17 protein-coding genes and 1 pseudogene are annotated in these 23340 nt (G+C 64.7%); 10 read left to right on the plus strand and 8 right to left on the minus strand.

Annotated elements, in window-relative coordinates; genetic code table 11:
* Positions 1-4 precede the first annotated feature (4 nt).
* A complete protein-coding gene (locus AB5Y93_RS03090) occupies positions 5-355 on the minus strand; it encodes an ArsC family reductase (RefSeq protein ID WP_039039874.1) in 351 nt (116 codons plus the stop codon).
* 374 nt (positions 356-729) lie between these two features.
* A complete protein-coding gene (locus tag AB5Y93_RS03095) occupies positions 730-1044 on the minus strand; it encodes a hypothetical protein (RefSeq protein WP_010674057.1) in 315 nt (104 codons plus the stop codon).
* Positions 1045-1329: 285 nt separating this feature from the next.
* Here AB5Y93_RS03095 and dcuC point away from each other — a divergent pair, with 285 nt between their 5' ends.
* Positions 1330-2706 carry a C4-dicarboxylate transporter DcuC gene (gene dcuC, locus AB5Y93_RS03100; protein WP_368228784.1) on the plus strand — a complete coding sequence of 459 codons (1377 nt, stop codon included), beginning with the start codon at positions 1330-1332 and terminating at the stop codon, positions 2704-2706.
* 137 nt (positions 2707-2843) lie between these two features.
* Positions 2844-3983 (plus strand): M20 family metallopeptidase, encoded by a 1140-nt coding sequence (locus AB5Y93_RS03105; protein ID WP_368228785.1) that lies wholly within the window; start codon positions 2844-2846, stop codon positions 3981-3983.
* 70 nt (positions 3984-4053) lie between these two features.
* Here the strand turns inward: AB5Y93_RS03105 and AB5Y93_RS03110 are convergent, their stop codons facing one another.
* The 3 genes from AB5Y93_RS03110 to asnS all read right to left on the minus strand — a co-directional run bounded on the left by AB5Y93_RS03110 (position 4054) and on the right by asnS (position 7934).
* Positions 4054-4710: a hypothetical protein gene (locus AB5Y93_RS03110; RefSeq protein ID WP_368228786.1), complete on the minus strand. Its 657-nt coding sequence runs from the start codon at positions 4708-4710 to the stop codon at positions 4054-4056.
* 127 nt (positions 4711-4837) lie between these two features.
* Positions 4838-6181, minus strand: coding sequence for an anaerobic C4-dicarboxylate transporter (locus AB5Y93_RS03115; protein WP_039039870.1), 1344 nt, complete (start codon positions 6179-6181; stop codon positions 4838-4840).
* A 352-nt stretch (positions 6182-6533) separates the two neighbouring features.
* A complete protein-coding gene (gene asnS / locus AB5Y93_RS03120) occupies positions 6534-7934 on the minus strand; it encodes an asparagine--tRNA ligase (protein WP_039039869.1) in 1401 nt (466 codons plus the stop codon).
* Positions 7935-8102: 168 nt separating this feature from the next.
* On the opposite strand from asnS, the gene AB5Y93_RS03125 reads away from it, so the two are divergent.
* Entirely contained in the window at positions 8103-8477 is a 375-nt protein-coding gene (locus AB5Y93_RS03125) for a hypothetical protein (RefSeq protein WP_223302528.1), read from the plus strand.
* On the opposite strand, the gene AB5Y93_RS03130 is transcribed toward AB5Y93_RS03125, so the two are convergent.
* Positions 8465-9286, minus strand: a complete 822-nt coding sequence (locus AB5Y93_RS03130; protein ID WP_214004533.1) for a HAMP domain-containing protein — start codon at positions 9284-9286, stop codon at positions 8465-8467. The two genes, AB5Y93_RS03125 and AB5Y93_RS03130, sit on opposite strands and share 13 nt — an antisense overlap.
* Before the next feature lie 135 nt (positions 9287-9421).
* On the minus strand, positions 9422-10696 hold the full coding sequence (gene bioA, locus AB5Y93_RS03135; protein ID WP_042882496.1) for an adenosylmethionine--8-amino-7-oxononanoate transaminase: 1275 nt from the start codon (positions 10694-10696) through the stop codon (positions 9422-9424).
* A 193-nt stretch (positions 10697-10889) separates the two neighbouring features.
* Here bioA and bioB point away from each other — a divergent pair, with 193 nt between their 5' ends.
* From bioB to htpX, 5 genes and pseudogenes are all read left to right on the plus strand, one after another.
* Positions 10890-11978, plus strand: coding sequence for a biotin synthase BioB (gene bioB / locus AB5Y93_RS03140; protein WP_043155235.1), 1089 nt, complete (start codon positions 10890-10892; stop codon positions 11976-11978).
* A pseudogene (gene bioF, locus AB5Y93_RS03145) lies at positions 11975-13153 on the plus strand (8-amino-7-oxononanoate synthase); the annotation flags it as partial. The gene bioB and the pseudogene bioF, both read left to right, overlap by 4 nt.
* A gap of 6 nt (positions 13154-13159) precedes the next feature.
* Positions 13160-13963 carry a malonyl-ACP O-methyltransferase BioC gene (gene bioC, locus AB5Y93_RS03150; RefSeq protein ID WP_041212694.1) on the plus strand — a complete coding sequence of 268 codons (804 nt, stop codon included), beginning with the start codon at positions 13160-13162 and terminating at the stop codon, positions 13961-13963.
* Positions 13964-14071: 108 nt separating this feature from the next.
* Entirely contained in the window at positions 14072-14752 is a 681-nt protein-coding gene (gene bioD / locus AB5Y93_RS03155; protein WP_041215555.1) for a dethiobiotin synthase, read from the plus strand.
* 113 nt (positions 14753-14865) lie between these two features.
* Positions 14866-15738 carry a protease HtpX gene (htpX, locus tag AB5Y93_RS03160; RefSeq protein WP_010674070.1) on the plus strand — a complete coding sequence of 291 codons (873 nt, stop codon included), beginning with the start codon at positions 14866-14868 and terminating at the stop codon, positions 15736-15738.
* 80 nt (positions 15739-15818) lie between these two features.
* On the opposite strand, the gene AB5Y93_RS03165 is transcribed toward htpX, so the two are convergent.
* Positions 15819-17621, minus strand: coding sequence for an MOSC N-terminal beta barrel domain-containing protein (locus tag AB5Y93_RS03165; protein WP_368228787.1), 1803 nt, complete (start codon positions 17619-17621; stop codon positions 15819-15821).
* A 350-nt stretch (positions 17622-17971) separates the two neighbouring features.
* Between AB5Y93_RS03165 and AB5Y93_RS03170 the strand changes: the two genes are divergently transcribed.
* Together AB5Y93_RS03170 and nifJ are read left to right on the plus strand one after the other, a co-directional pair.
* Entirely contained in the window at positions 17972-19618 is a 1647-nt protein-coding gene (locus AB5Y93_RS03170) for an NAD(P)-binding protein (RefSeq protein WP_368228788.1), read from the plus strand.
* Positions 19615-23190, plus strand: coding sequence for a pyruvate:ferredoxin (flavodoxin) oxidoreductase (gene nifJ / locus AB5Y93_RS03175; protein ID WP_368228789.1), 3576 nt, complete (start codon positions 19615-19617; stop codon positions 23188-23190). The genes AB5Y93_RS03170 and nifJ overlap by 4 nt, the downstream gene beginning before the upstream one ends.
* Positions 23191-23340 lie beyond the last annotated feature (150 nt).

Below are 23340 nucleotides of genomic sequence, written 5' to 3' on the forward strand. Positions count from 1 at the left end.
AAAGTTAACGGGAGAAGAGGGATTGATAGAGGTCTGCCTTGAAACCCAGGGTCAGGGTACCGTCCTGGTCCAGCAGCGGGCGCTTGATCATGGCCGGGTGGGCCAGCAGCAGGTCACGGGCCTTGGCGGTGTCGAGCCCCTGTTTTTCTGCTTCCGGCAGGGCGCGGAAGGTGGTGCCACGGGTGTTGAGCAGGGCTTCCCAGCCCAGCTTGGCGAGCCAGAGATCAAGCTGCTCCGGGCTCAGACCGTCGGCGCGGTGATCGTGAAAGCGGTAATCGATACCCGCCTCCTCCAGCCACTTGCGGGCCTTCTTGATGGTGTCGCAGTTCTTGATGCCATAGAGGGTGGTGGCCATGGGGGATCCTTTGTCTGCGGGCCGGCGGCCCTGAAATCGTGCAAGGGCCCGATTCTGGCATTGTGGTCTCCCCATGGCAACGCTCATGGCCGGATGGGCTGGTTTTACCAGTCAGGCTGAGTGGAGAAGGGAGGGGGCCGCGCGCCAGAACACGCTGGTCTGTGACGGGATGCGCTGCGGTATCAAAGGGGGAGACCGGGGGCAGGAGGCCCTTATGCTACACACCTGGCCGGATAGGATGACAGGGGGCAGGGCGCCTCACAGGGACACACACCTGGCTGGATGGGCCGCTGGGGCCGGGGAAGAGACGGCGGGGGCCAAAAACCAGAACGCGCCTGCTGGTCTGGGCGCGTTCCGGATTCAGGGGGCGGCACTCAGTGCAGGGTGGTCCACTCGTGATCGAAGACCCGTGCCCGCTCCCAGGGGGCATCCGGCAGGCTGGAGGAGAGGCCGGCGTACTTGCCCACGTCATCCATCACGATGGCGGAGAGAATGGGCAGGTGATTTTCGGTGCAATACATGCGGATGCGTTGCAGCAGGGTGCGCAGTTCATCCTGGCACTGCTCCAGCCCGGCCTGCCTGGCCAGTTTGGAGTAACGAATGGTGGTGCGTTCCTTTGCAGACTCGACGAGGATGTCCCACAGCTTGCAGTCGCAGGTCGGGGTGCCTGCGGTGGCTTGGTTTGTCATAACTCTCTCCGGTGCGAAATGGTCGCTCTGTGTCGACGGGCATCTTGGCCAGTTCACCCCGGCGGGATGTTGATCCAACGCAAACAAAGTGGCGGTTGTCGGTCAGGGATACCCTGGGGAGCATTCTAGATCCAGTTCCGTGATGTTAAATGTTGTTTTTAATTTTATTTTTGGAATAAAAATCTACAACCATTTGCTTTTTCCATCTTTATTGATGGCGATCAAGAGGAAAGGGGAGATCCCCCACTAGATTGCGCTTCTCGATAATCTTGTCAGGAGTGCACCTTGGAACTCGTCTTCGTCTTGCTCGTGCTGATCGCCGTGGTCTACGGCATCATCAAGGATTACAACCCGCAGGCGGTGTTGGCGCTGGCGGGCATGGCCCTCTTTGCGGTGGCCTACTGGCTGGGATTGCACCCCATTCTGCCCGCCGACAAGAGCACCGGCTTCGCCCTGTTCGACCTGTTTGAGGTGTTCAAGGGGATCTTCTCCTACCGGGCGGCGGGGCTCGGCCTCACCATCATGGCGGTGGCCGGCTTTGCCACCTACATGTCCCATATCGGTGCCTCCCAGGCGCTGGTGCGGGTGGCGGTCAAACCGGTGGCGGGCATTCAGTCCAGCTACCTGATGCTGGCCATCTGCTATCTGGTGGCGGTGTTTGTCTCCCTGTTCGTCACCTCCGCCACCGGCCTTGGCCTGCTGTTGATGGTCACCATGTATCCTGTGATGCGCAACCTCGGCATCAGCCCGGCCTCCGCCTGCGGCGTCATCGCCACCTCCCAGGCGTTCGAGATTGGCCCGACCCAGACCAACGCCATCTTCTCCGCCGGCCAATCCGGCATGGATCCGACCAGTTATTTCGTCGACTACCAGATCTGGCTGGTGGCCCCCATGCTGCTGGTGACCATGGTGCTGCATTTTTTCTGGCAGCGGCACTGTGACCGTCAGGAGGGCTGGGATCCGGCCCTGCATCGCGGCGAACACGCGGAGCTTGACGAGAAAGGGGCGAACGAGGTGGCCGCGCCAACCTGGTACGGCCTGCTGCCCATCATCCCCTTCGTGCTGATGATGACCTTCTCCAAGCTGCTGGTGACCAGCATCAGCGTCAGTGTGGAGGTGGCCATGCTGCTGTCGGTCTTTATCGGCATGCTGTGCGAGCTGCTGCGCACCCGCTCGGTGCGCACCGCCTTCGCGGGGCTGTCGAGCTTCCTCGACGGCATGGGCAAGGTGTTCGGCCCCGTGGTGGCGCTCATCGTCTGTGCCGAGCTCTTCGCCGAATCCCTCAAGGCCATCGGCGCCATCGACACCCTGCTCCATTCTGCCAGCAATGCCGGCATCGGCAGCGGCCTGATGACCCTGGTGATGGTGGGGCTCATCATGGTGGCGGCGGTCATCATGGGCTCGGGCAACGCGGCCTTCCTCAGTTTCTCCTCTCTGGCCCCCGCGGTGGCGGCCAAGTTTGGCGTGCCGGCGGTGACCATGCTGCTGCCGATGCAGCTTGCCTCCAGTATCGGCCGCACCGTCTCCCCCATCGCGGCGGTGCTCATCGCCTGTGCGGGCATCGCCAAGGTCTCTCCCTTCGTGGTGGTCAAGCGCACCAGCGTGCCCATGGCGGGGGCCCTGGTGACGGCGCTGCTCCTCAACTATCTGCTGTTCATGTAAAGGCTCTGGTGTAGAGGCGGCGGCCAGTTTATCCACGCTGGCCGACCGCCGTTGACGAGGCGGCGCCGAGTGCCCGCCCACTCTTATCGTTGCAAAAACAGTCTGTGTTTTACGCAGATTGTTCCATGGAGAAGACAATGAACGACCTCACGCGCCCGTTTTCCCTCGATACCTATCTGGCGGATCTGGCCCCGCTCATCAACCTTGACTGCGGCACCCGCACCCCGGCCGGGGTGGCCCGGGTCGCCGACATCATGACCGAGAAATATGAGGCCATCGGCTGGCAGGTGACCCGCCACCAGTTCGCCGCCGAGTGCGGCCCTTGCCTCGAGGCAACCAATGCCCCGGGGGCGGATCACTACGACGTCATGCTGGTGGGTCACATGGACACCGTCTTCCCCGAGGGGACGGCTGCCAAGCGACCGCTGAAAATCGAAGGCAATCAGGCCTTTGGCCCCGGCGTCTCGGACATGAAGAGCGGCCTGCTCTCCACCTGGTATGCCTTGAAAGAGCTGGACCCGGCCGTGCTGGCCAGGCTCAAGGTGCTGGTCTGCTGCAACTGCGACGAGGAGATTGGCTCTCCCTGGTCCAAAGAGTGGCTGGTGGAGCGGGCCAGACAGAGCGGCTGCGTGCTGGTGGCCGAGGCGGCCCGCCCGAGCGGGGATCTCATCAGCGCCCGCAAGGGCAATGCCAAGTACCGCATCACCTTCCACGGCAAGGCCTCCCATGCGGGCTCGGCCCTGGCACAAGGGATCTCCGCCATCACGGAGCTGGCCCACTGGGTGCTCGCCATCAACCAGCAGGTCAACATGGAAACCGGTACCACCATGAACGTGGGGGTGGTGCAGGGCGGTACCGGCGTCAACGTGGTGCCCGACTTTGCCGAGGCGATCGTGGATTTGCGCTTCTGGTGCAACGAAGAGGCGCAGGCGGTGCACGACCGGCTAACCTTCATGGCCAACAACCCCTTCCTCGCCGGTTGCCGGGTCGAGGTGGCGCGCCAGAGCTTCAAGCCGGCGATGCGTCCGAGCGGCGACACCGAGGCCCTGATGGCACTGGTGGAGGCGGCAGGCAGGGAGGAGGGCGTCCCCTTCACCTGGCTGGAGGCGGGGGGCGGCTCCGATGCCAACTTCACCGCCGCTGCGGGTGTGCCGTCGCTGGATGGCTTCGGCCCCATGGGGGGTGGCTTTCACTCGGAGGCGGAATTCCTGCTGCTGGACAGCATCGAGCCGCGCATCCGCCTGCTTAAGCGGGTGCTGGGCAAGCTGGCCAGATAGGCCGGCGTCATAGACAAGCAAAACGGGAGGCCAGTGCCTCCCGTTTTTTATGTGTCGCCCTCGTGAGACGTCATCCCTCGTCCTCCTGCAGATAGGCGAGGTGCTCCTGGCGCGCCACCTGCCAGTGGCCGAGTGTCAGCGGCGCCGCAAACCCGGGGCCGTCGGTCACCATGGTGTGGTACTCCCCCTGCTCGCCGCAGGCATCGAAGCCCCAGGTTGCCGCCAGTTGCTGCAATTCGGCCAGGGTGGCCGCATCGAGCCTGCGCCCCACCCACTCGGGGGCCAGTACCCGGGTATCGACGCAGGAGAGGTGGGCGACGATGCCGCGGGTCAGCATGTCCGCCAGCAACGCCTCGCGGGGTTGTTGCCAGAGCGGGGTGTGAACGGTGAGCCCCAGGGGGCGACAGCGCTCGCGGATCCAGTTCGGCGCCCCCCCCACGCTGTCGATGTCGCCGGTGACGACCCCATCGAGTTGCCACTCCTCTTTCAAGGCCGCCAGGGCCCGCTCATAACCGAGATCGAAGGGCGCCTCGATGGTGACCAGCCGATGGGGCAGCGCGAGGGCCGCCGCCTGACGGCGAACCTGTGACAGGGGATGGGCGAGAAAGCGGGGCGCTGGCGGGGCAAAGGTGACCAGGGCCACCACCTGATGGCCCGCTTCCCGGGCGTGGCAGAGGGCCTGCATGGCATCTTTGCCGCCGCTCCAGAGCAGGATGACGCGAGACATGGGGGATTTCCGCTGAATAAAAGAGGGCTCATGCTACCCAGAGTGGGGGGCGATGGCAAAGCGCGGGCCGGGGATGCGGGGATAAAAAAGCGGCTCCCACGGGGGAGCCGCTCGCACTGGATGCCTGTTACAGCAGGATGCTGGTCAGGATGAAGCCCAGGGTACAGGAGGTCACCACCCCGATGAGGCCCGGAATGATGAAGCTGTGGTTGATGATGAACTTGCCGATGCGGGTGGTGCCGGAGCGGTCGAAGCCGATGCAGGCGAGATCGCTCGGGTAGGTCGGCAGCACGAAGTAGCCGTAGCTCGCCGGCAGGAAGGCGATGAGCAGCTTGGGTTCGACCCCCAGCGCCAGCCCCATGGGGGCGATGGCGGTGAGCGCCGCGGCCTGGCTGTTCACCAGCTTGGAGATGAGGAAGAGCACCAGGGCGTAGGTCCAGGGCTGGGCCTGTACCACGTGGGCCAGGGTCTCCTTGAGCAGCGGCATGTGGGCCTGGAAGAAGGTTTCACTCATCCAGGCGACCCCGAACACGGAGAAGATGGCGACCATGCCCGCCTTGAAGACGGCGCCGTTGGCGATCTCCCCCGGCTTGACCTTGCAGCGCATCAGGATGATGGCGCCGGCGATCAACATCATCATCTGGATCACCAGGTTCATGGAGAGGGGGCCCGTCTTCTCCTTGATGGTGAAGACGGGGCGCAGCGCCTCATCGGCCCCCAGCAGCACCACGGCAGCGATGGCGGCGAAGAAGATCCAGGTGGACCAGTAGGCCTCTTTCGGGAACTTGGTGTTGAGCAGAGTTTCACCACCGCCGTAGATGAAGTCCCGCTGGGCAGGGTCCTTGATCTTGGCCTGGAACTCCTCGTCCTTGTCCAGATCCTTGCCGCGGCGCAGGCTCCACAGGGCCGCCATCATGACACCCGTGAGAGAGGAGGGGATGGCGACCATCAGGATGTCGAGCAGACCGTAGGCCTGACCCACGCCGTGAGCCGCCGCCAGGATGGAGACCATGGAGACCACGGCCACCGAGACCGGCGAGGCGCAGATGGCCATCTGGGAGGCTACGGACGCCACTGCCATGGGGCGCTCCGGACGGATGTTCTTCTGCAGCGCGATGTCGGCGATGATGGGGAACATGGTGTAGACCACGTGGCCGGTGCCGCACAGGAAGGTGAGGGTCCAGGTAGTGAGCGGCGCCAGCAGGGTGATGTACTGGGGGTGGCGGCGCAGCAGACGCTCGGCCACCTGCATCATCAGGTTGAGACCGCCGGCGGTCTGCAGGGTGGCGGCGCAGCCAATGACCGCCAGTATGGTCAGCATCACCTGCACCGGCGGCTCGCCCGGCACCAGGCCGAAGACGAAGGTCAGCAGGAACAGACCAATGCCGCTGATAAGACCCAGCCCCATGCCCCCGAAGCGGGTACCCAGCAGCAAGCAGCCGAGTACCACCAAAAATTCCATCAAGATCATTCCATTACCTCGTGTGTTTTATCCATGTCCCCATCGGCCAGCTGCCCGGGATCCGCTGTCATCAATTACCCCTGAAGGGTTAATGGATATTTTGTCACCCCTAAAGGGGTAAAAAATTGCGTTGCTTCAACAACCGGCTTTTTTCCGATTTAAGTGCATAAAAACTACGGTTCAGCCCTTGAACAGGGGACCGCTTCCTGGCGCACACCAGATAAATGACGGGAAAGATGGGGGAGCGCACAGGGTTTGGAATGCAAAAGGCGGGAATGACACGTGCGGGAAGAGCGAGGCGGGCATAAAAAAAGCCGACCCCGGGGGTCGGCTTTTGCACGGTGCGAGTAGGCGGGTCGCCTTAGAACTCGGCGGTGCGGGGAGTACGGGGGAAGGGGATCACGTCGCGCACGTTGCCCATGCCGGTCACGTAGACCACCAGGCGTTCGAAGCCCAGACCGAAGCCGGAGTGGGGCACGGTGCCGTAGCGACGCAGATCGCGGTACCACCAGTAGTCTTCCTTGTTCAGACCCATCTCGGCCAGACGGGCATCCAGCACCTCGAGACGCTCTTCACGCTGGGAGCCGCCGATGATCTCGCCGATCCCCGGGGCCAGTACGTCCATGGCGGCAACGGTCTTGCCGTCGTCGTTGAGGCGCATGTAGAAGGCCTTGATGTCCTTCGGGTAGTTCTTCACCACCACCGGGGACTTGAAGTGCTCCTCGGCCAGGTAGCGCTCGTGCTCGGAGGAGAGATCGATGCCCCAGGAGACCGGGAACTCGAAGCTCTTGCCGCAGTTTTGCAGCACGTCGATGGCGTCGGTGTAGTCAATCTGGGCGAAGTCGGAGGCGACGAAGCGCTCCAGACGGCCGATGGCGTCCTTGTCCACGTGCTGGGCGAAGAACTCCAGATCGTCGCGGCGCTCGGTCAGCACGGCGTTGAAGACGTACTTCAGCATGGCTTCGGCCAGGGCGGCGTTGTCTTCCAGATCGGCGAAGGCCACTTCCGGCTCCACCATCCAGAACTCAGCCAGGTGGCGGCTGGTGTTGGAGTTTTCGGCGCGGAAGGTCGGGCCGAAGGTGTAGACCTTGGACAGGGCGCAGGCGTAGGTTTCGACGTTCAGCTGGCCGGACACGGTCAGGAAGGTCTCCTTGCCGAAGAAGTCCTTGTCGTAGTCCACCTTGCCTTCGGGGGTGCGCGGCAGGTTTTCCATGTCCAGGGTGGAGACGCGGAACATCTCGCCGGCCCCTTCGGTGTCGGAGGCGGTGATGAGGGGCGCCGCGATCCAGAGGTAGCCCTGTTCGTGGAAGAAGCGGTGAATGGCCTGGGAGAGGCAGTTGCGCACCCGGGTCACGGCACCGACGATGTTGGTGCGGGCACGCAGGTGGCCCTGCTCGCGCAGGTACTCGATGCTGTGGCGCTTGGCAGACATGGGGTAGGTGTCCGGATCTTCGACCCAGCCCACCACCTTGACCTCGGTAGCCTGCAGTTCGAACGCCTGGCCGCTGCCCTGGGACTCGACCACGGTGCCGGTCACTTCGACGGAGCAAGCTGTGGTCAGACGTTGCACTTCATTCTCGTAATTGGCCAGGGTATTGGGGGCGACGGCCTGCACCGGATGGAAGCAGGAGCCATCGGAAACGGCCAAAAATGAGATCCCCGCCTTGGAATCGCGGCGGGTCCGGATCCACCCTTTCACAGTCAGGGTGGTGCCGACCGAATACTTACCGGCCAGCACATCAACTACGGATGCGTGCGTCATCGAAATATTGTCTCCAGCTTGTTCTTGCAGCGCTATTTGCAACACTAGGGGTCTGGCCCGGGCGCAGTTGGCCCACCATGGCAGACTAAGCCGTTCATCTTACCCGCGCAGGTTTGATAAACAAGCAAAAATGTCGGACCCTTGCGGGGATTTCCCCATGCATCGTGCATGGATCATGGCGGCTGGACGGGGGTGAGGGTGAAGGAGCGCAGGCGGGGGCCGGATGGCTGGATACGGGTGTTGCAGGGGCTGGTGATCCTCTGCTGGGGCGGCTTTGTCGCCCTGCTCTCCCTCTATCACTTCGCCCGGCCAGAGGTGGCTTACGGCTTTCTGGTCTATGGGGGCGTCAAGGTGCGCCAGAGCTGGGATCCCCTGCTCACCCCCTGGCTGGAGCGCGGGCTCTGGGGTTGCTGCCTGCTGACCCTGGTGGTGCTGGTGCTGGCCCGTGGCCGCAGCCGCCGGCAGGAAGATGCCCGCCACGTCAATCTCTTCATCCTGCTGCTGATCCTGGTGGCCTGCCTGCTGCTTTACTACCGGGGCTGAGGGCCGTCGCCGTCATCCAGCCCCTGAGAGGCGGGGCGCTTGCCTATCTGGCGCTCCACGCTGTCGAGCATCTGGTTGTAGGCGAGCGCCACCCGGCCAATCTCGTCCCCTTCATCCCCCTCCAGCCTGTGGCCGAAGTCGTTGCGATCGGTGGCCTCCTCCATGGAGCGGGTCAGCTGGTTGAGAGGGCGGACTATCCAGGTGCGGATGACCCAGAGGGTGAGCAGGAGTCCCAGCCCGAAGATGAGGGTGAGGCTCAGGGCCGAGGTGAGGATGTTCTGCTCCACCCGGGTAAACAGGGTGTCGAGGGAGTAGTCAAAACGCACCGCTCCCAGTACGGTGTTTTCCGGCACCTGGTGGCAGCTGGTGCAGTCGGTACCGCGAAAATCCTTTCTGGCCAGCAGCGGGCGGGTCACCACCAGCCGGCTGTGCATGCCCTCATGCTCTACCTCCAGGCTCCCCTTGCCCGCCAGCGCCAGGGCATCGTACCTGTCCTTCGGGGCCTCGACGTCACGGCCCGGCCCGTACTGCTTGTTGACCGCCGCCCCGCGCACGATGCGGGCATCTTCCACGTGGGCGTGATGGAGAAACTTGGCGCGCAGGGTATCGCGGGCGTCCATCTTGCCGGTCAGCATCAGCATGTTGAGGCCGTCGAAGTAGGCCTCGGTCTGCTCGCGGCTCTGCTCCTTGATGAGGGTCAGGATGAGGTCACGCTCGCGCACCGCCTGATAGGCCGCGGAAAACACCAACACCATGGAGAAGATGAAGAGCAGGAAGAAGTTGATCTTGGCAGCAATGGAGAGGCGCATGGGACTGGTACATCTGTTGGGTAAAACCCGCGCAGTCTACTCTCCTCGCCGGACGGGTTTTGGTGTCTTGCTCACATTCTGATGAAAAAGCGCCAAAAGGCCCTGCGTTCTCATGCAGGGCCCGTTCATCCTGACTCAATATTCGCCGCTGGTGATGGCCTCGTGGATGGCGCCGGTCAATACCCGCAGCTCTTCAGGGGTGATGACGAAGGGGGGCATCAGGTAGATGAGCTTGCCAAAGGGACGGATCCAGGCGCCCAGCTCCACGAACTTGCGCTGGATGCGCGCCACGTCCACCCGCTCCTTCATCTCCACCACCCCGATGGCGCCGAGCACCCGCACATCCGCCACCGCCGGGTGCAGGGTCAGTTCCACCAGTTCGGTTTTGAGTTGGTGTTCGATGGCTTGCACCCGCGCCTGCCACGGGGAGGCGAGCAGCAACTCGATGGAGGCATTGGCTACCGCGCAGGCAAGCGGGTTGCCCATGAAGGTGGGGCCGTGCATGAAGACGCCTGCCTTGCCGTCACACACGGTGCGAGCCACATGCTCGGTAGTGAGCGTGGCCGACAGCGTCAGGTAGCCGCCGGTGAGCGCCTTGCCCAGGCACATGATGTCGGGGCTGATCCCCGCCCAGTCGCAGGCAAACAGCTGGCCGGTGCGGCCAAAGCCGGTGGCGATTTCATCTGCTATGAGCAGCACGCCGAATTCGTCGCACAGGGCGCGCACCCACTGCAGGTAGCGGGGGTGGTAGAAGCGCATGCCGCCCGCCCCCTGGACGATGGGTTCGAGCACGATGGCGGCAATTTCCTCGTGATGATCCGCCACCAGGGTGGCCAGCTCCACCACGCTCTGCTCGTCCCACTGGGCGTGGAAGCGGCAGCTTGGCGCTTCGACGAAATGGTGTTCGGGCAGGAAGCCCTGATAGAGCTCGTGCATGCCGCCATCCGGGTCGCACACGCTCATGGCGCCGAAGGTGTCACCGTGATAGCCGCCCCGAAGGGCAACGAATTTGGCGCGGGGCGTCCCTTTGGCATGCCAGTACTGCTGGGCCATCTTGAGCGCCACCTCCACCGCCACCGAGCCGGAATCCGCCAGAAAGACCCGATCCAGCCCCTTCGGGGTGATTTCCACCAGTTTGCGGCAGAGCTCGACCGCCGGGGCATGGGTCAGGCCGCCAAACATCACGTGGGACATCTTGCCGAGCTGGGCGGTGGCGGCCGCGTCCAGTTCCGGCACCTGATAGCCGTGAACGCAGGCCCACCAGGAGCTCATGCCATCCACCAGCTCGCGCCCGTCCGTCAGGGTGAGGGTCACCCCTTTGGCGCTGGCCACTTCATAGCAGGGCAGGGGATGGGTGAGGGAGGTATAGGGGTGCCAGACGTGGTGCAGGTCGAATTCTTGATTGGTCATTTTGTGTTCTGTTGTCAACTAATTTGATCTGGTCGGTGTTGACAGTCTACGCGTGCTCTCTACACTAGCCAACAATTTCAGCCACTTGGCTTCGCGCACGCCCTGGCGTCGCGCTGTCCAGCTGGCGGGTCTTGCGGCGAACGCTCTCTTGAGCGCGGCGCAGGATCCCACCAATAACAACCGGAAGCCATGTATGAATGCTCTCACCGCGGGTGCCCACGCCCTTCGTCACGACTGGACCCTGTCCGAGGTTCAGGATCTCTTTGCCCTGCCATTCAACGATCTGCTGTTCCAGGCCCAGACGGTGCACCGCGCCCATTTCGACCCGAACGAGGTGCAGGTAAGCACCCTGCTCTCCATCAAGACCGGGGCCTGCCCGGAAGATTGCAAATATTGTCCCCAGAGCGCTCGCTACCACACCGGGCTCGAGACCGAGCGGCTGATGGAGGTGGAAAAAGTGCTGGAGCGGGCCCGGGAGGCCAAGGCCAACGGCTCGTCCCGCTTCTGCATGGGGGCGGCCTGGCGCAACCCGAAAGAGAAGGACATGCCCTACATCCTGCGCATGATTGAAGAGGTGCGCGGGCTCGGCATGGAGACCTGCATGACGCTGGGGATGCTGACCGCCGATCAGGCGGCGCGTCTCGGGGCTGCTGGGCTCGATTACTACAACCACAACCTTGACACCTCGCCAGAGTTTTACGGCGACATCATCACCACCCGCACCTATCAGGACAGGCTCGACACCCTGGAGCATGTGCGCGGCGCCGGCATGAAGGTCTGCTCCGGCGGCATCGTCGGCATGGGGGAGCAGGCGAAAGATCGGGCGGGACTCCTGATGGCGCTTGCCAACCTGCCGCGCCATCCCGAGAGCGTGCCCATCAACATGCTGGTCAAGGTGAAGGGGACGCCGCTGGAGAACCAGGAGAACCTGGACCCGTTCGAATTTATCCGCACCATCGCCGTGGCGCGCATCATGATGCCGGCCTCCCACGTGCGCCTCTCCGCCGGACGGGAGAAGATGAACGAGCAGATGCAGGCCATGTGCTTTATGGCCGGGGCCAACTCCATCTTCTACGGCTGCAAGCTGCTGACCACCCCCAATCCGGACGAGAACAGCGACATGCAGCTCTTCAAGCGCCTTGGCATTCGCCCCGCCCAGCGGGCCCAGAAGCCGGATCAGGTTCAAGAGGAGGAGCTGCTGGCCGAGGTGAACCGCCAGAGCGAGCCGAGCGAACTCTTCTACGATGCCACCCGTTCCCGCGCAGATGTCCTCCGTCCATGATGACGCCCGTTGTTACCGGCCCCTTTGCCCTGGGGGAGGCGCTGGCCGAGCGTGAACAGGCCACCCTGCTGCGCCGACGCACCCCGGTGGATGTGGCGAGCGGTGGGCGGATCCGGGTCGGGGGGCGCGATTACCTCAACGTCTCTGGCAACGACTACCTGGGCCTTGCGGGTCACCCCGCCATCAAGGCCGCCTTCACGGCGGGGGTGGCGCAATATGGCGCAGGGGCAGGCGCCTCGCCCCTGGTGACCGGTTACAGCCGCGCTCACCAGCAGCTGGAAGAGACGCTTGCCGACTGGCTCGGCGTGGAGGCGGTGCTGCTGTTCAACTGCGGCTTCTCCGCCAATCAGGCGGTGCTCAAGGCCCTGCTCGGCAAGGATCACCTGCTGTGGCAGGACAGGCTCAACCACGCCTCCCTGCAGGAGATGGGGAGCCAGCTCCCCTGCAAGATGAAGCGCTTCGGCCACAACGACATGGCGGCCCTTGAGCGGCTGCTTGAGCCAAACCGGGGCCTGATCGTCTCGGAAGGGGTCTTCAGCATGGACGGGGATCAGGCCCCTTGGGCTGAGCTGGCCACACTCGCATCCCGAAGCGGCAACTGGCTGATGATTGACGATGCCCACGGCCTCGGCGTGCTGGGTGCCGAGGGGCGCGGCACCCTGGCAGCCCAGGGGGTGAACCCGGCCAGCGTGCACATCCAGATGGGGACCTTCGGCAAGGCGCTCGGGGTGGCCGGCGCCTTTGTGGGTGGCAGTCGCGAGCTGGTGGAGTACCTGGTCAATTTTGCCCGCCACTATGTCTACAGCACCCATATGCCCCCCGCCCAGGCGTGCGCCGTGCGCCAGAGCATCGAGCTGGTACGCGTAGCCGACGAGGCCCGTGCCCACCTGGCTCGCCTTGTCGCCCGGTTCCGGCAGGGGGCGCAGGCGCTCGGCTGGCGGCTTGGGGCAAGCGATACCCCCATCCAGCCGCTGCTGGTGGGGGAGAGCGTCGCAGCCCTGCAACTGGCCGAGCGCCTGCGGGAGTGCGGTGTCTGGGCCGGTGCCATCCGCCCGCCCACGGTGCCGGTCGGCACGGCGCGCCTTCGCATCACCCTGTGCGCTGCCCATGGCGAAGATGACGTGGATCGCCTGCTCGAGGCCCTGGGGCCCAGCCCATCCACTGACGAGAGAGGGGCGCCCATGGTGCATGAGCGTTTCCAGTCGGTGGACAAGGCACAGCTCGCCCGCCGCTTCGGGGCGGCGGCCCGCCACTACGACGCCCACGCCCGCTTCCAGCAGGAGGTGGGGCAGTCGCTGCTGGCGCGCATGGACGAGGGGGGCGTGAAAGAGGTGCGCTCAGGGGCCGGGCTGGATCTGGGTTGCGGCACCGGTTTCTTCCTGCCTGCCCTGGCGCCGCGCTGCGAGACGCTGACCGGGCTGGATCTCGCGCCCGGCATGCTGGCCCAGGCGGCCCTTCGCGGCAGCGGAGCCCGCCTGGTGTGCGGCGACGCGGAGGGGCTGCCCTTTGCCGACCAGAGCCTGGACTGGGTCTTCTCCAGCCTGGCCCTGCAGTGGTGCGAGCGGCCGGCCCAGGCCTTTGCCGAGCTCAACCGGGTGCTCAAACCCGGTGGACAGGTCTTCTTCTCGACCCTGCTTTCGGGGTCACTGTGGCAACTGCGGGAGGCCTGGCGGGCCGTGGATGGTCGTGACCATGTCAATCGCTTCCTGACGTTGCCCCAGTTGCAGCAGGCGGCCCGTGACGGGGGCTTCGAGGCCCCGGCACTCTGCCCGCTGACCTGGTCCCTCGCCTACCCGGCGCTCAGCGGACTGCTGCGCGACCTCAAAGGGATAGGTGCGAGCCAGGTCAACGACGAGCGGTCTGCGGGCCTGGGTCATCGCCAGCGCCTGGTGCGACTGGGGGAGGCCTACGAGCGCCACCGTCAACCGGACGGCCTGCTGGCCGCCAGCTACGAGGTCTGCCTCGGGCGCCTGGTGCGGCGCTGACACAAAAAGACCCGGCGCACCCACCCCTTCAGCGGCAGGACGCGCGCCTGCCTTTCACCATGGATATCGGGGCGCCTCTGCGCCCCTGCACTGCATCGAGGAAATATCATGGGGACATCCTATTTCATCACCGGCACGGACACCGACGTGGGCAAGACCCTGGTGGCCCGCACCCTGTTGCTGGCGCTTGCCGCCAGAGGCATTCGCTGCGCCGGGTACAAACCGGTGTCGGCGGGCTGCACCCGCACCCCGGAGGGGCTTCGCAATCTGGATGCCTTGCTGTTGCAGCAGGCGGCCACGGTTGCGCTGCCCTACGAGCAGGTCAATCCCTATGCCTTCGAGCCGCCCATCGCCCCCCATATCGCCGCCCGTGAGCGGGGGGCGAGCATCCCCTTCGAGGGTCTCTCCGCCGGCTTGCGGGAGATTGAGGGAGCTGGGGCCGATCTCGTCATTGTCGAAGGGGCGGGGGGCTGGTTCCTGCCGCTGGATCATCAGCGTCTGCTCTCGGAGTGGGTCGCCCAGGAGCGGCTGCCGGTGATCCTGGTGGTGGGGGCCAGGCTGGGCTGCCTCAACCATGCCCTGCTCACCGTCAGCGCCATTCGCCAGCAGGGGTTGACCCTGGCGGGCTGGGTCATCAACCGGGTGGATCCGCACATGAGCCGCTACGAGGAGAACCTGGACACCTTGAAAGCCATGTTGCCGGCCCCATTTCTGGGGGAACTCCCCTTCGTGGACGCGGTGAATGAGGTGGATTTGCACCACTGTCTCGATGTGTCGCCCTTGCTCTGAGGCCAGACATTCAGCAAACATTCATCGAGTCTGTCTATTATCTGGGGCAAGTGTGGCATCGGTCGCCCCTGGGGCGCCCCGAACCATGCATCCATATCTCACAAGGAGTCAATATGAAGCGAATTATGCTATTCCTGGTGACCAACCTGGCCGTCATGCTGGTGCTGGGGGTGGTACTCAATATCCTGTTCTCGGTTCTGGGGATCAACAAGTCCAGCATTTCCGGTCTGTTGGTGTTCTGCGCCGTGTTCGGTTTTGGGGGTTCCTTTATCTCCTTGCTGATGTCCAAGTGGATGGCCAAGCGCAGCTATGGCGTCCAGGTCATCGAGCAGCCCCGCAACGAGACCGAGCACTGGCTGGTGAGCACTGTTGCCCGTCAAGCCCGTGAGGCTGGCATCAAGATGCCGGAAGTGGGGATCTACGACTCCCCCGAGATGAACGCCTTTGCCACCGGCGCCCGCCGTGACGACTCCCTCGTCGCCGTCTCCTCCGGTCTGCTCTACAGCATGAGCCGCGACGAGGCGGAAGCCGTGCTGGCCCATGAGGTGAGCCACGTGGCCAACGGCGACATGGTGACCCTGACCTTGATCCAGGGGGTGGTGAATACCTTCGTGATGTTCTTCGCCCGCATCGTGGCCGGCGTCATCAGCAACTTCTTCAGCTCCAACAACGAGGAAGAGAGCAGCAGCACCGGCGGTTTCGCCTACATGATCACCGTGTTCGTGCTGGAGATGGTGTTCGGCGTGCTCGCCTCCATCATCGTCATGTGGTTCAGCCGTCAGCGCGAGTTCCGTGCCGACGCCGGTGCCGCCAAGCTGGCCGGCCGCGACAAGATGATTGCCGCGCTCCAGCGTCTCGCCCGCGGTGCCGAGCCGCAGATGGAGGGTTCCATGATGGCGTTCGGCATCAACGGCAAGCGCTCCATGAGCGAGCTGTTCATGAGCCACCCGCCCATCGAGCAGCGCATCGCCGCCCTGCGTGGCTGATAGCCAGTCATCTAAAGAAAACGGCTGCCCTCGGGCAGCCGTTTTGCATTCCGGGGACGGGGTTTTGCCCCCCGATCACCCTATTTGATCACCAGATCCGTCAGGGGCACGGCGCAGCAGGTGAGGATCTTGCCCTCGGCACGCTCGGCGGCGCTGATGGCGGGGGCATCGGGGTGATCCACCTCGCCCGAGACCAGGGTCTGCTTGCAACTGCCGCAGATACCAGCACGGCAGCTCCAGGGCAGCTCTACCCCCTGCTTGTTGGCCTGATCCAGCACGGTGCCCTGGTTGTTGCCCGCAAACTCCCGCTCGCCGATACGCAGTTGCACCGCCTGATGGGGGCGGGCCACCGAGAGCAGGGCCCCGCCAAAGCTCTCCTGGCGGATGCGCCCGGCCGGTACGCCGAGGGCGGTCAGCCGGTTGGCTGCATCGGCCATGAAGCCGTGGGGGCCGCAGATGAACACCTCCCGCTCCTGCAAACCTCGGATCCGGCCCAGGTGATCGTCATTCAGACGGCCGCTGAGCCCCTGCCAGTGTTTGTCAGGCTGGCTCAGGATCAGGGTGAGGGTCATTCCCTGCTGCGCCATGGCGTGCAGCTCGCTGGCGGCAGGAATATCCGCCTCGCTGCGACACAGGTGCATGAAGTGGACGTCACCGAGCTCCCCCCGTAGTGCCAGAGTGCGGGCAATGGAGAGCATGGGGGTGACACCGGATCCCGCCGAGAGCAGGAGCAGCCTGCGCTCGGACCCTAAGTGAAACTCGCCGGCCGGGGGGGCGGCCAGCAGGTGATCGCCCACGCGCAGCTCATGGTGCAGCCAGGGGGAGAGGCGGCCATCGGCCAGCTTCTTTACGCTGATGCTGTAACGCTCGGGCCGCTCCGGCGTGGAGCTCAGGGTGTAGCGGCGTTGAACCCGTGTGTTTTTGATATCGAGGCTGATGGGCAGGTGCTGTCCAGGCAGGTAGTCGGGCAGGGGCTCGCCGTCGGCGGCCTCGAACCAGAAGGTTTCCAGATCCCGGGCCAGGGGTTCCCGGGCGACGCACACCAGCTCCCGCTTTTTCGGGGCCGCGTTGGGGTAGACCGGCGCCCGGGCCCGCTCCAGCACCTCGATCTCGCTGCCCGCCTCAATCCACCCCTCGTTCAGGGCCACCAGATTCTGGCCGAAGTAGACCTCACCATCTTCGCCACGGCGGTAGCGGGTGAGGGTAGCCAGCGGCTCTTTCAGGGCATTGAAGCGCTCCGTGCCAGCCTCCACCGTGGTCATGATGCAGCGGCTGCACGGCTTGTCCACCCGAAACTCCACCTCGCCGATGCGGATCCGCTTCCAGCCATCCTCCTCGAAGGGGCGGGTGCCGCTCGCCACCAGGTTGGTACGAAACTGGCTCATCTGGTGCAAGGCATCGGATCTCAGGTTGAGATCCTCAAGGGAAGCCTGGCTGATGAGCAGCAAGGGGTAGCCGTCCGCAAAGCTCACCCGGGTGCCGGTCTTCTCCCGAAAACGATCGGATGCCTCCCCGAGCCAGAGCAGGCGCACCGGCTCCCTCGCCACCCGGCTCAGCCACTCATCGGCGTCGGGCCCGGTGTGCAGGGCGGTAAAGCGATCCCCCCAGACACCGGTGTGCTGAGGGGCGCGACTGAACGCCGCCTCCATGAGGGCAAGGGGGGGCAGACCTGGATAGCGCAGTTGAAGCCCCCCCTCGACGGGGGTGGCCACCACCTGCTGCAACTGGGGATGGGTGCGGGCGGTGATAAAGGTGCCATCCGGTTTGACCACCATGTAGCGGCGATCCCCGGCAAGTCCCTCCTGGGTCACCTGGGCGCGCTCCAGCGGCATGCCTGCCGTCGATTTGATGGGGTAGAGATGTATGCTGGCGAGGGTCGGCATGTCCTGGTCCTTGTGCTGTGGCGATTCCTGTGAAGAGAGGAAGATAACGATTCCTGCCCCGGGCGGCAATCTTCTCCTGCTGCCCATGTCGAGGGCGGCGAGGGGGCTCGGGCGACAGGCCCGAATGGCTGCGGGGTGTGACGGGGATCCGGTTGTGAAGGGGGCGACCCATAAAGCGCAACATTTATTGATCCTGATCCACCATGTCGTACAAAAAACGGCCCATCATCGGGCCAGCTTCCAGTTTCTGACGCTTTCGCTTCTTCCCTCTCCGGCCACCGTCTGCCCAGGCAAAACGGTATCAAGCGCATTCGGATGGGGCCTGTCACACAAAAAGAAGAAAGCAATGTATGAGCAAACAACTGGATATGACCCCACAGCCGGATCTCTCCCAGAAAACGGGAACAGGCCCGGTGCGTACCCGGCTACCCGTCTGGCGGCCGGCCCTGCCACCCTGCAACCACGCCTGCCCGGCTGGCGAGAACATCCAGGCCTGGCTTGCACTGGCCGAAGCGGGCCGCTTTGAGGCGGCCTGGAAACGACTCATCGAAGAAAATCCCCTGCCTGCAGTCCACGGGCGGGTCTGTTATCACCCCTGCGAAAGCGCCTGCAACCGTGCCCAGGTGGATGATGCCGTCTCCATCCACGCCATCGAACGCTTCCTCGGCGACGAGGCGCTGGCCCGTGGCTGGCAGCCTGCAACCCCTGCCCCCGCCAGCGGCAAGAAGGTGCTGGTCATTGGCGCCGGTCCCTCCGGCCTCTCTTGCGCCTGGCACCTCAACCGGCTCGGCCATCAGGTGGAGATCCGCGAAGCGGGCCCGCTCGCCGGCGGCATGCTGCGCTTTGGTATTCCCGCTTACCGCCTGCCTCGCGATGTGCTGGATCGGGAGGTGGCCCGCATCGTGGCGGCCGGGGTGACGCTGACCCTCAACCACAAGGTGGAAGACGTGCTCAAGGCGCGCGACGAGGGTGGCTTTGACGCCGTCTTCATGGCCATCGGCGCCCATTTGGCCAAGCGGGTCGACATTCCGGCCCGCGAGGCGGGCAAGATCCTCGATGCGGTGAGTTTCCTCGAGCAGGCCAGTCTTGCCGAAGAGCAGGGGTTGCCGCCCCCCAAACTGGGACGGCGGGTGGCCATCTACGGCGGCGGCAACACTGCCATGGATGCGGCCCGTACCGCTCGTCGCCTCGGGGTCGAGGAGGCGATGATCATCTACCGCCGCGACCGGGACCATATGCCAGCCCACGCCTTTGAAGCCGACGAGGCCGAGGAGGAGGGGATCAAGATCAACTGGCTGCGCACTATCCGCCAGCTCGACAGTACCAACATCGAGGTGGAGGTGATGGCGCTGGATGCTGAGGGCAAGCCGGTGCCCACCGGCAAGTTTGAAACCCTGGAAGCGGACTCCCTCATTCTGGCGCTGGGTCAGGAGGTCGACCTCTCGGTGCTTGAGAGCATCCCCGGCGTGCGGGTCAACAAGGAGGGAGTAGTACAGGTTGGCGAGAACCTGATGATGGATGTGCCGGGCCTCTTTGCCGGTGGCGACATGGTGCCCTCCGAGCGCACTGTCACCATCGCCACCGGCCACGGCAAGAAGGCGGCGCGCCATATGGATGCCTGGCTGCGCGGTCGCCTCTACCACAAGCCGCTTTCCTATTCATTGGTGGGGCCGGAGCAGTTGCAGCTCTGGTTCCAGACCCATGCGCCGGCCAGCAGCCAGCCGGTCAAACCGCCCTCGGCGCGGGACGACTTTGGCGAGATCATCGGCGGGCTGGACGAGACGGCAGCCCGCTACGAGGCGGCGCGCTGCTACTCCTGCGGCAACTGCTTCGAGTGTGACGGTTGCTATGGCAGCTGCCCCGAGCAGGCCATCGCCAAGCTGGGGCCGGGTCTGGGGTATCAGGTGGATGCCGAGCGCTGCACCGGCTGCGGTGCCTGCCACGACCAGTGCCCCTGCCACGCCATCGAGCTTCGCCAACCGGAGGAGTCCCAATGAAACATGAACTGATCATGGTTGACGGCAACGAAGCCGCGGCCCGGGTGGCGTACCAGCTGAGCGAAGTGTGTGCCATCTACCCCATCACCCCGAGCTCGACCATGGCCGAACTGGCCGACGCCTGGGCGGCACAGGGGCAGACCAACCTGTGGGGCAACATCCCCACAGTCGTGGAGATGCAGAGCGAAGGGGGGGCGGCCGGCACGGTGCACGGCGCCCTGCAGGCGGGGGCACTGGCCACCACCTTCACCGCCAGCCAGGGGCTGATGCTGATGCTGCCCAACATGTACAAGATCGCCGGTGAACTGACCGCCGCCGTGTTCCATGTGGCGGCCCGATCCTTGGCGGCGCAGGGGTTGTCGATTTTTGGCGACCATCAGGACGTGATGGCGGCGCGCAGCACCGGTTTTGCCATGCTCGCCTCCGGCTCGGTGCAGGAGGCGCAGGACCTGGCCTTGATTGCCCATAGCGTCACCCTGCAATGCCGGGTGCCCTTTATCCACTTCTTCGACGGTTTTCGCACCTCCCACGAGGTGAACAAGATCACCGCGCTGCATAAAGATGAGATCCGGGCCCTTATCGACAACGACTGGGTGCGCGCCCACCGTGCGCGGGCCCTCAACCCGGATCATCCGGTGATGCGCGGCACCGCCCAGAACCCGGATACCTATTTCCAGTCCCGCGAGAGCGTCAACCCCTTCTACGAGGCGGTGCCGGCGCGGGTGCAGCAGTGCATGGAGAGCCTCGGCGAGCTGACCGGCCGCCACTACCGGCTGGTGGAGTATCACGGCGCGCCCGATGCCACCGACGTCATCGTGCTGATGGGCTCGGGGGCAGCCACCGCCCGCACGACTGTGGATTGGCTCAACCTGCAGGATCGCAAGACCGGGGTGCTGGTCATTCGCCTCTATCGTCCCTTCCCGGTACAGGCGCTGCTCGATGCCCTGCCCGAGAGCGTGCGGCGCATGGCGGTGCTGGATCGCACCAAGGAGCCGGGCGCGGGTGGCGAGCCGCTGCTGCTGGATGTGCAGAGCGCCCTGATCGATGGGCTGCAGCGCGGCCTTATCAAGCGGCTGCCCTGGCTGAGTGGCGGTCGCTATGGCCTCTCTTCCAAAGAGTTCACCCCCGCCATGTGCGCGGCGGTGTTCGAGGAGCTGGCATCCGATGCGCCGCGCCCCCGCTTTACCGTGGGGATCGTCGATGATGTGTCGGGCCTCAGTCTGGCATGGCACCCCATCGGTGATCTGGAGCCGGCCAGTCGGGTACGGGCGCTCTTCTTCGGCCTCGGTGCCGACGGCACGGTGGGCGCCAACAAGAACAGCATCAAGATCATCGGCGAGCTGGAGGGGTTCCACGCTCAGGGCTACTTCGTCTACGACTCCAAGAAGTCTGGCTCGCGCACCGTCTCCCACCTGCGCTTTGGCCCCGAGCCCATCGATGCCCCCTGGCTTATCGAGCAGGCGAGCTTTATCGGCTGCCACCAGTGGGGCTTCGCCCTGTCGGTGGATCTGCTGGAGCACGCCGCCGAAGGGGCGACCCTGCTGCTCAATGCTCCCTATGAGCCCGACCGGGTCTGGGCCGAACTGCCCGAGCGGCTGCGTGCCCGCATCCGCGCCCTCGATATCCGCCTCTATTGCATCGACGGCGAGCGGGTGGCCGAGCGCAACGGCATGGGCAATCGCATCAACACCATCATGCAGACCTGCTTCTTCGCGTTGGCTGGCATCTTGCCGCGGGATGAGGCGATTGCGCTGATCAAGGAGAGCATCGAGAAGAGCTATGCCCGCAAGGGGCCCGAGGTGGTCGAGCGCAACTTCGCGGCGGTGGACGACACTCTGGCTCATCTCCATCAGGTGGCCATCCCGGCCGGTGAGGAGCAGATCAGCGACTATCCGCTGCCATTGGCTCCCGGCGGCAGCGAGTTTGTCCAGCGGGTGACCGGCGAGATGCTGGCGGGGCGCGGCGATCGTATCCCTGTCTCCATGCTGCCGGTGGACGGCACTTACCCCACCGCTACCAGCCGCTTCGAGAAGCGGGATATCGCCCGCGAGATCCCGATTTGGCATTCGGATATCTGCATCCAGTGTGGCAACTGTGTCTTTGTCTGCCCCCATGGGGCGCTGCGGGCCAAGTTCTACCATCAGGACTGGCTGGCGACCGCCCCCGAGGCCGCTCAGTCGGTGCCCGTCACCGCCAAGGGTTTCCCCGACAGCCGCTACACCCTGCAACTCTATCCGGAGGATTGCACCGGCTGCGGTCAGTGCGTGCAGGCCTGTCCGGTGCGGGCTGGGGCCGATGAGGAACACGAGGGCGAGCGCGCCATCACCATGATGGACAAGGCCCCCCATCTGGCTGGCCAGAAACAGGCGCTGCGCTGGTTCGAGAGTCTGCCCTGGCCTGCCCGCGAGCGGGTGGATTTCTCCACGGTGCGCGGTGCCCAGTTCCTCGAACCCCTGTTCGAGTTCTCCGGTGCCTGCGCCGGCTGTGGCGAGACTCCGTATCTCAAGCTGCTGACCCAGCTGTTTGGCGATCGCATGCTGGTGGCCAACGCCACTGGTTGCTCCTCCATCTACGGCGGCAACTTGCCGACTACGCCGTGGGCCAAGAATGGCGAAGGGAAGGGGCCAGCCTGGTCCAACTCTCTGTTTGAGGATAACGCCGAGTTTGGCTTTGGTTTCCGCCTCACCGCCGATCAGCATCACGGGCAGGCGGTAGCGGCTCTCGAAGCGATGAAGGGCGAGCTGGGTGAGGCATTGGTCGAGTCGCTTATCAACGCCCCGCAGCGGCTGGAGTCGGAGATCCGTGCCCAGCGCACCCGGGTCGCGCAAGTGCGGGAGCGGCTGGAAGAGGTGAAATCCGGCAAGGCTCGCGAGCTGCTCTCCTTGATTGATCAGCTGGTGCGCCGTTCGGTCTGGATCATCGGCGGCGATGGCTGGGCCTATGACATCGGCTCATCAGGGCTCGACCATGTGCTCGCCTCCGGACGCGATGTGAACGTGCTGGTGATGGATACCGAGGTCTACTCCAACACCGGCGGCCAGATGTCGAAATCGACCCCGCTCGGCGCCGTCGCCAAGTTCGCGGCGGGGGGCAAGACGCTGGCCAAGAAGGATGTGGCGTTGCAAGCCATCTCCTACGGCAACGTCTATGTTGCCCGCATCGCCTTTGGTGCCAACCCGCAGCAGGCGCTGCAAGCGTTGCGTGAGGCAGAGGCCTATCCGGGGCCGTCGCTTATCATCGCCTACAGCCACTGTATCGCCCACGGCATCGATATGGAGTTTGGCCTGACCCAGCAAAAACGCGCCGTGGCCTCCGGTCACTGGCCGCTGATGCGCTACAACCCGGTACTGCGTAGTGCGGGGCAGAACCCCTTCAGCCTCGACAGCCTGCGCCCCTCCATCCCCCTTGCGGAATATAGGCAGGAGGAGACCCGTTATCGGGTGCTGGCACAGAGCCATCCACAGGAGGCCGAGCGGCTGATGCAGGTGGCGCAACAAGTGGCGTGGCAGAAGTGGGCCACCTACGAGGAGATGGCCACCCGCGAAGCCAGCCAGTTCCATCCGCCGGTGTGATCATGGGGTGAAATAGGTATGAGAAAGCGGGCCATTGGCCCGCTTCGTTTTCCGGTGCCAAGGGAAGTGGCCGTTGCCGCGCCTTGGGGCGGCCAACAAAAAGCCCGGCGTCGGGCCGGGCTGGCAGGATAAGTTGCTTATCCAGGTATT

The organism is Aeromonas sp. R10-1, from assembly GCF_040908465.1.
GTDB lineage: Bacteria > Pseudomonadota > Gammaproteobacteria > Enterobacterales > Aeromonadaceae > Aeromonas > Aeromonas caviae.

Excerpts from the sequence above, each read along its gene's own strand:
- AB5Y93_RS03090 (WP_039039874.1), bottom strand. The coding sequence starts at position 355 with ATGGCCACCACCCTCTATGGCATCAAGAACTGCGACACCATCAAGAAG.
- AB5Y93_RS03095 (WP_010674057.1), bottom strand. The coding sequence starts at position 1,044 with ATGACAAACCAAGCCACCGCAGGCACCCCGACCTGCGACTGCAAGCTG.
- AB5Y93_RS03105 (WP_368228785.1), top strand. The coding sequence starts at position 2,844 with ATGAACGACCTCACGCGCCCGTTTTCCCTCGATACCTATCTGGCGGAT.
- AB5Y93_RS03110 (WP_368228786.1), bottom strand. The coding sequence starts at position 4,710 with ATGTCTCGCGTCATCCTGCTCTGGAGCGGCGGCAAAGATGCCATGCAG.
- AB5Y93_RS03115 (WP_039039870.1), bottom strand. The coding sequence starts at position 6,181 with ATGATCTTGATGGAATTTTTGGTGGTACTCGGCTGCTTGCTGCTGGGT.
- asnS (WP_039039869.1), bottom strand. The coding sequence starts at position 7,934 with ATGACGCACGCATCCGTAGTTGATGTGCTGGCCGGTAAGTATTCGGTC.
- AB5Y93_RS03125 (WP_223302528.1), top strand. The coding sequence starts at position 8,103 with ATGGATCATGGCGGCTGGACGGGGGTGAGGGTGAAGGAGCGCAGGCGG.
- AB5Y93_RS03130 (WP_214004533.1), bottom strand. The coding sequence starts at position 9,286 with ATGCGCCTCTCCATTGCTGCCAAGATCAACTTCTTCCTGCTCTTCATC.
- bioA (WP_042882496.1), bottom strand. The coding sequence starts at position 10,696 with ATGACCAATCAAGAATTCGACCTGCACCACGTCTGGCACCCCTATACC.
- bioB (WP_043155235.1), top strand. The coding sequence starts at position 10,890 with ATGAATGCTCTCACCGCGGGTGCCCACGCCCTTCGTCACGACTGGACC.
- bioC (WP_041212694.1), top strand. The coding sequence starts at position 13,160 with ATGGTGCATGAGCGTTTCCAGTCGGTGGACAAGGCACAGCTCGCCCGC.
- bioD (WP_041215555.1), top strand. The coding sequence starts at position 14,072 with ATGGGGACATCCTATTTCATCACCGGCACGGACACCGACGTGGGCAAG.
- htpX (WP_010674070.1), top strand. The coding sequence starts at position 14,866 with ATGAAGCGAATTATGCTATTCCTGGTGACCAACCTGGCCGTCATGCTG.
- AB5Y93_RS03165 (WP_368228787.1), bottom strand. The coding sequence starts at position 17,621 with ATGCCGACCCTCGCCAGCATACATCTCTACCCCATCAAATCGACGGCA.
- AB5Y93_RS03170 (WP_368228788.1), top strand. The coding sequence starts at position 17,972 with ATGAGCAAACAACTGGATATGACCCCACAGCCGGATCTCTCCCAGAAA.
- nifJ (WP_368228789.1), top strand. The coding sequence starts at position 19,615 with ATGAAACATGAACTGATCATGGTTGACGGCAACGAAGCCGCGGCCCGG.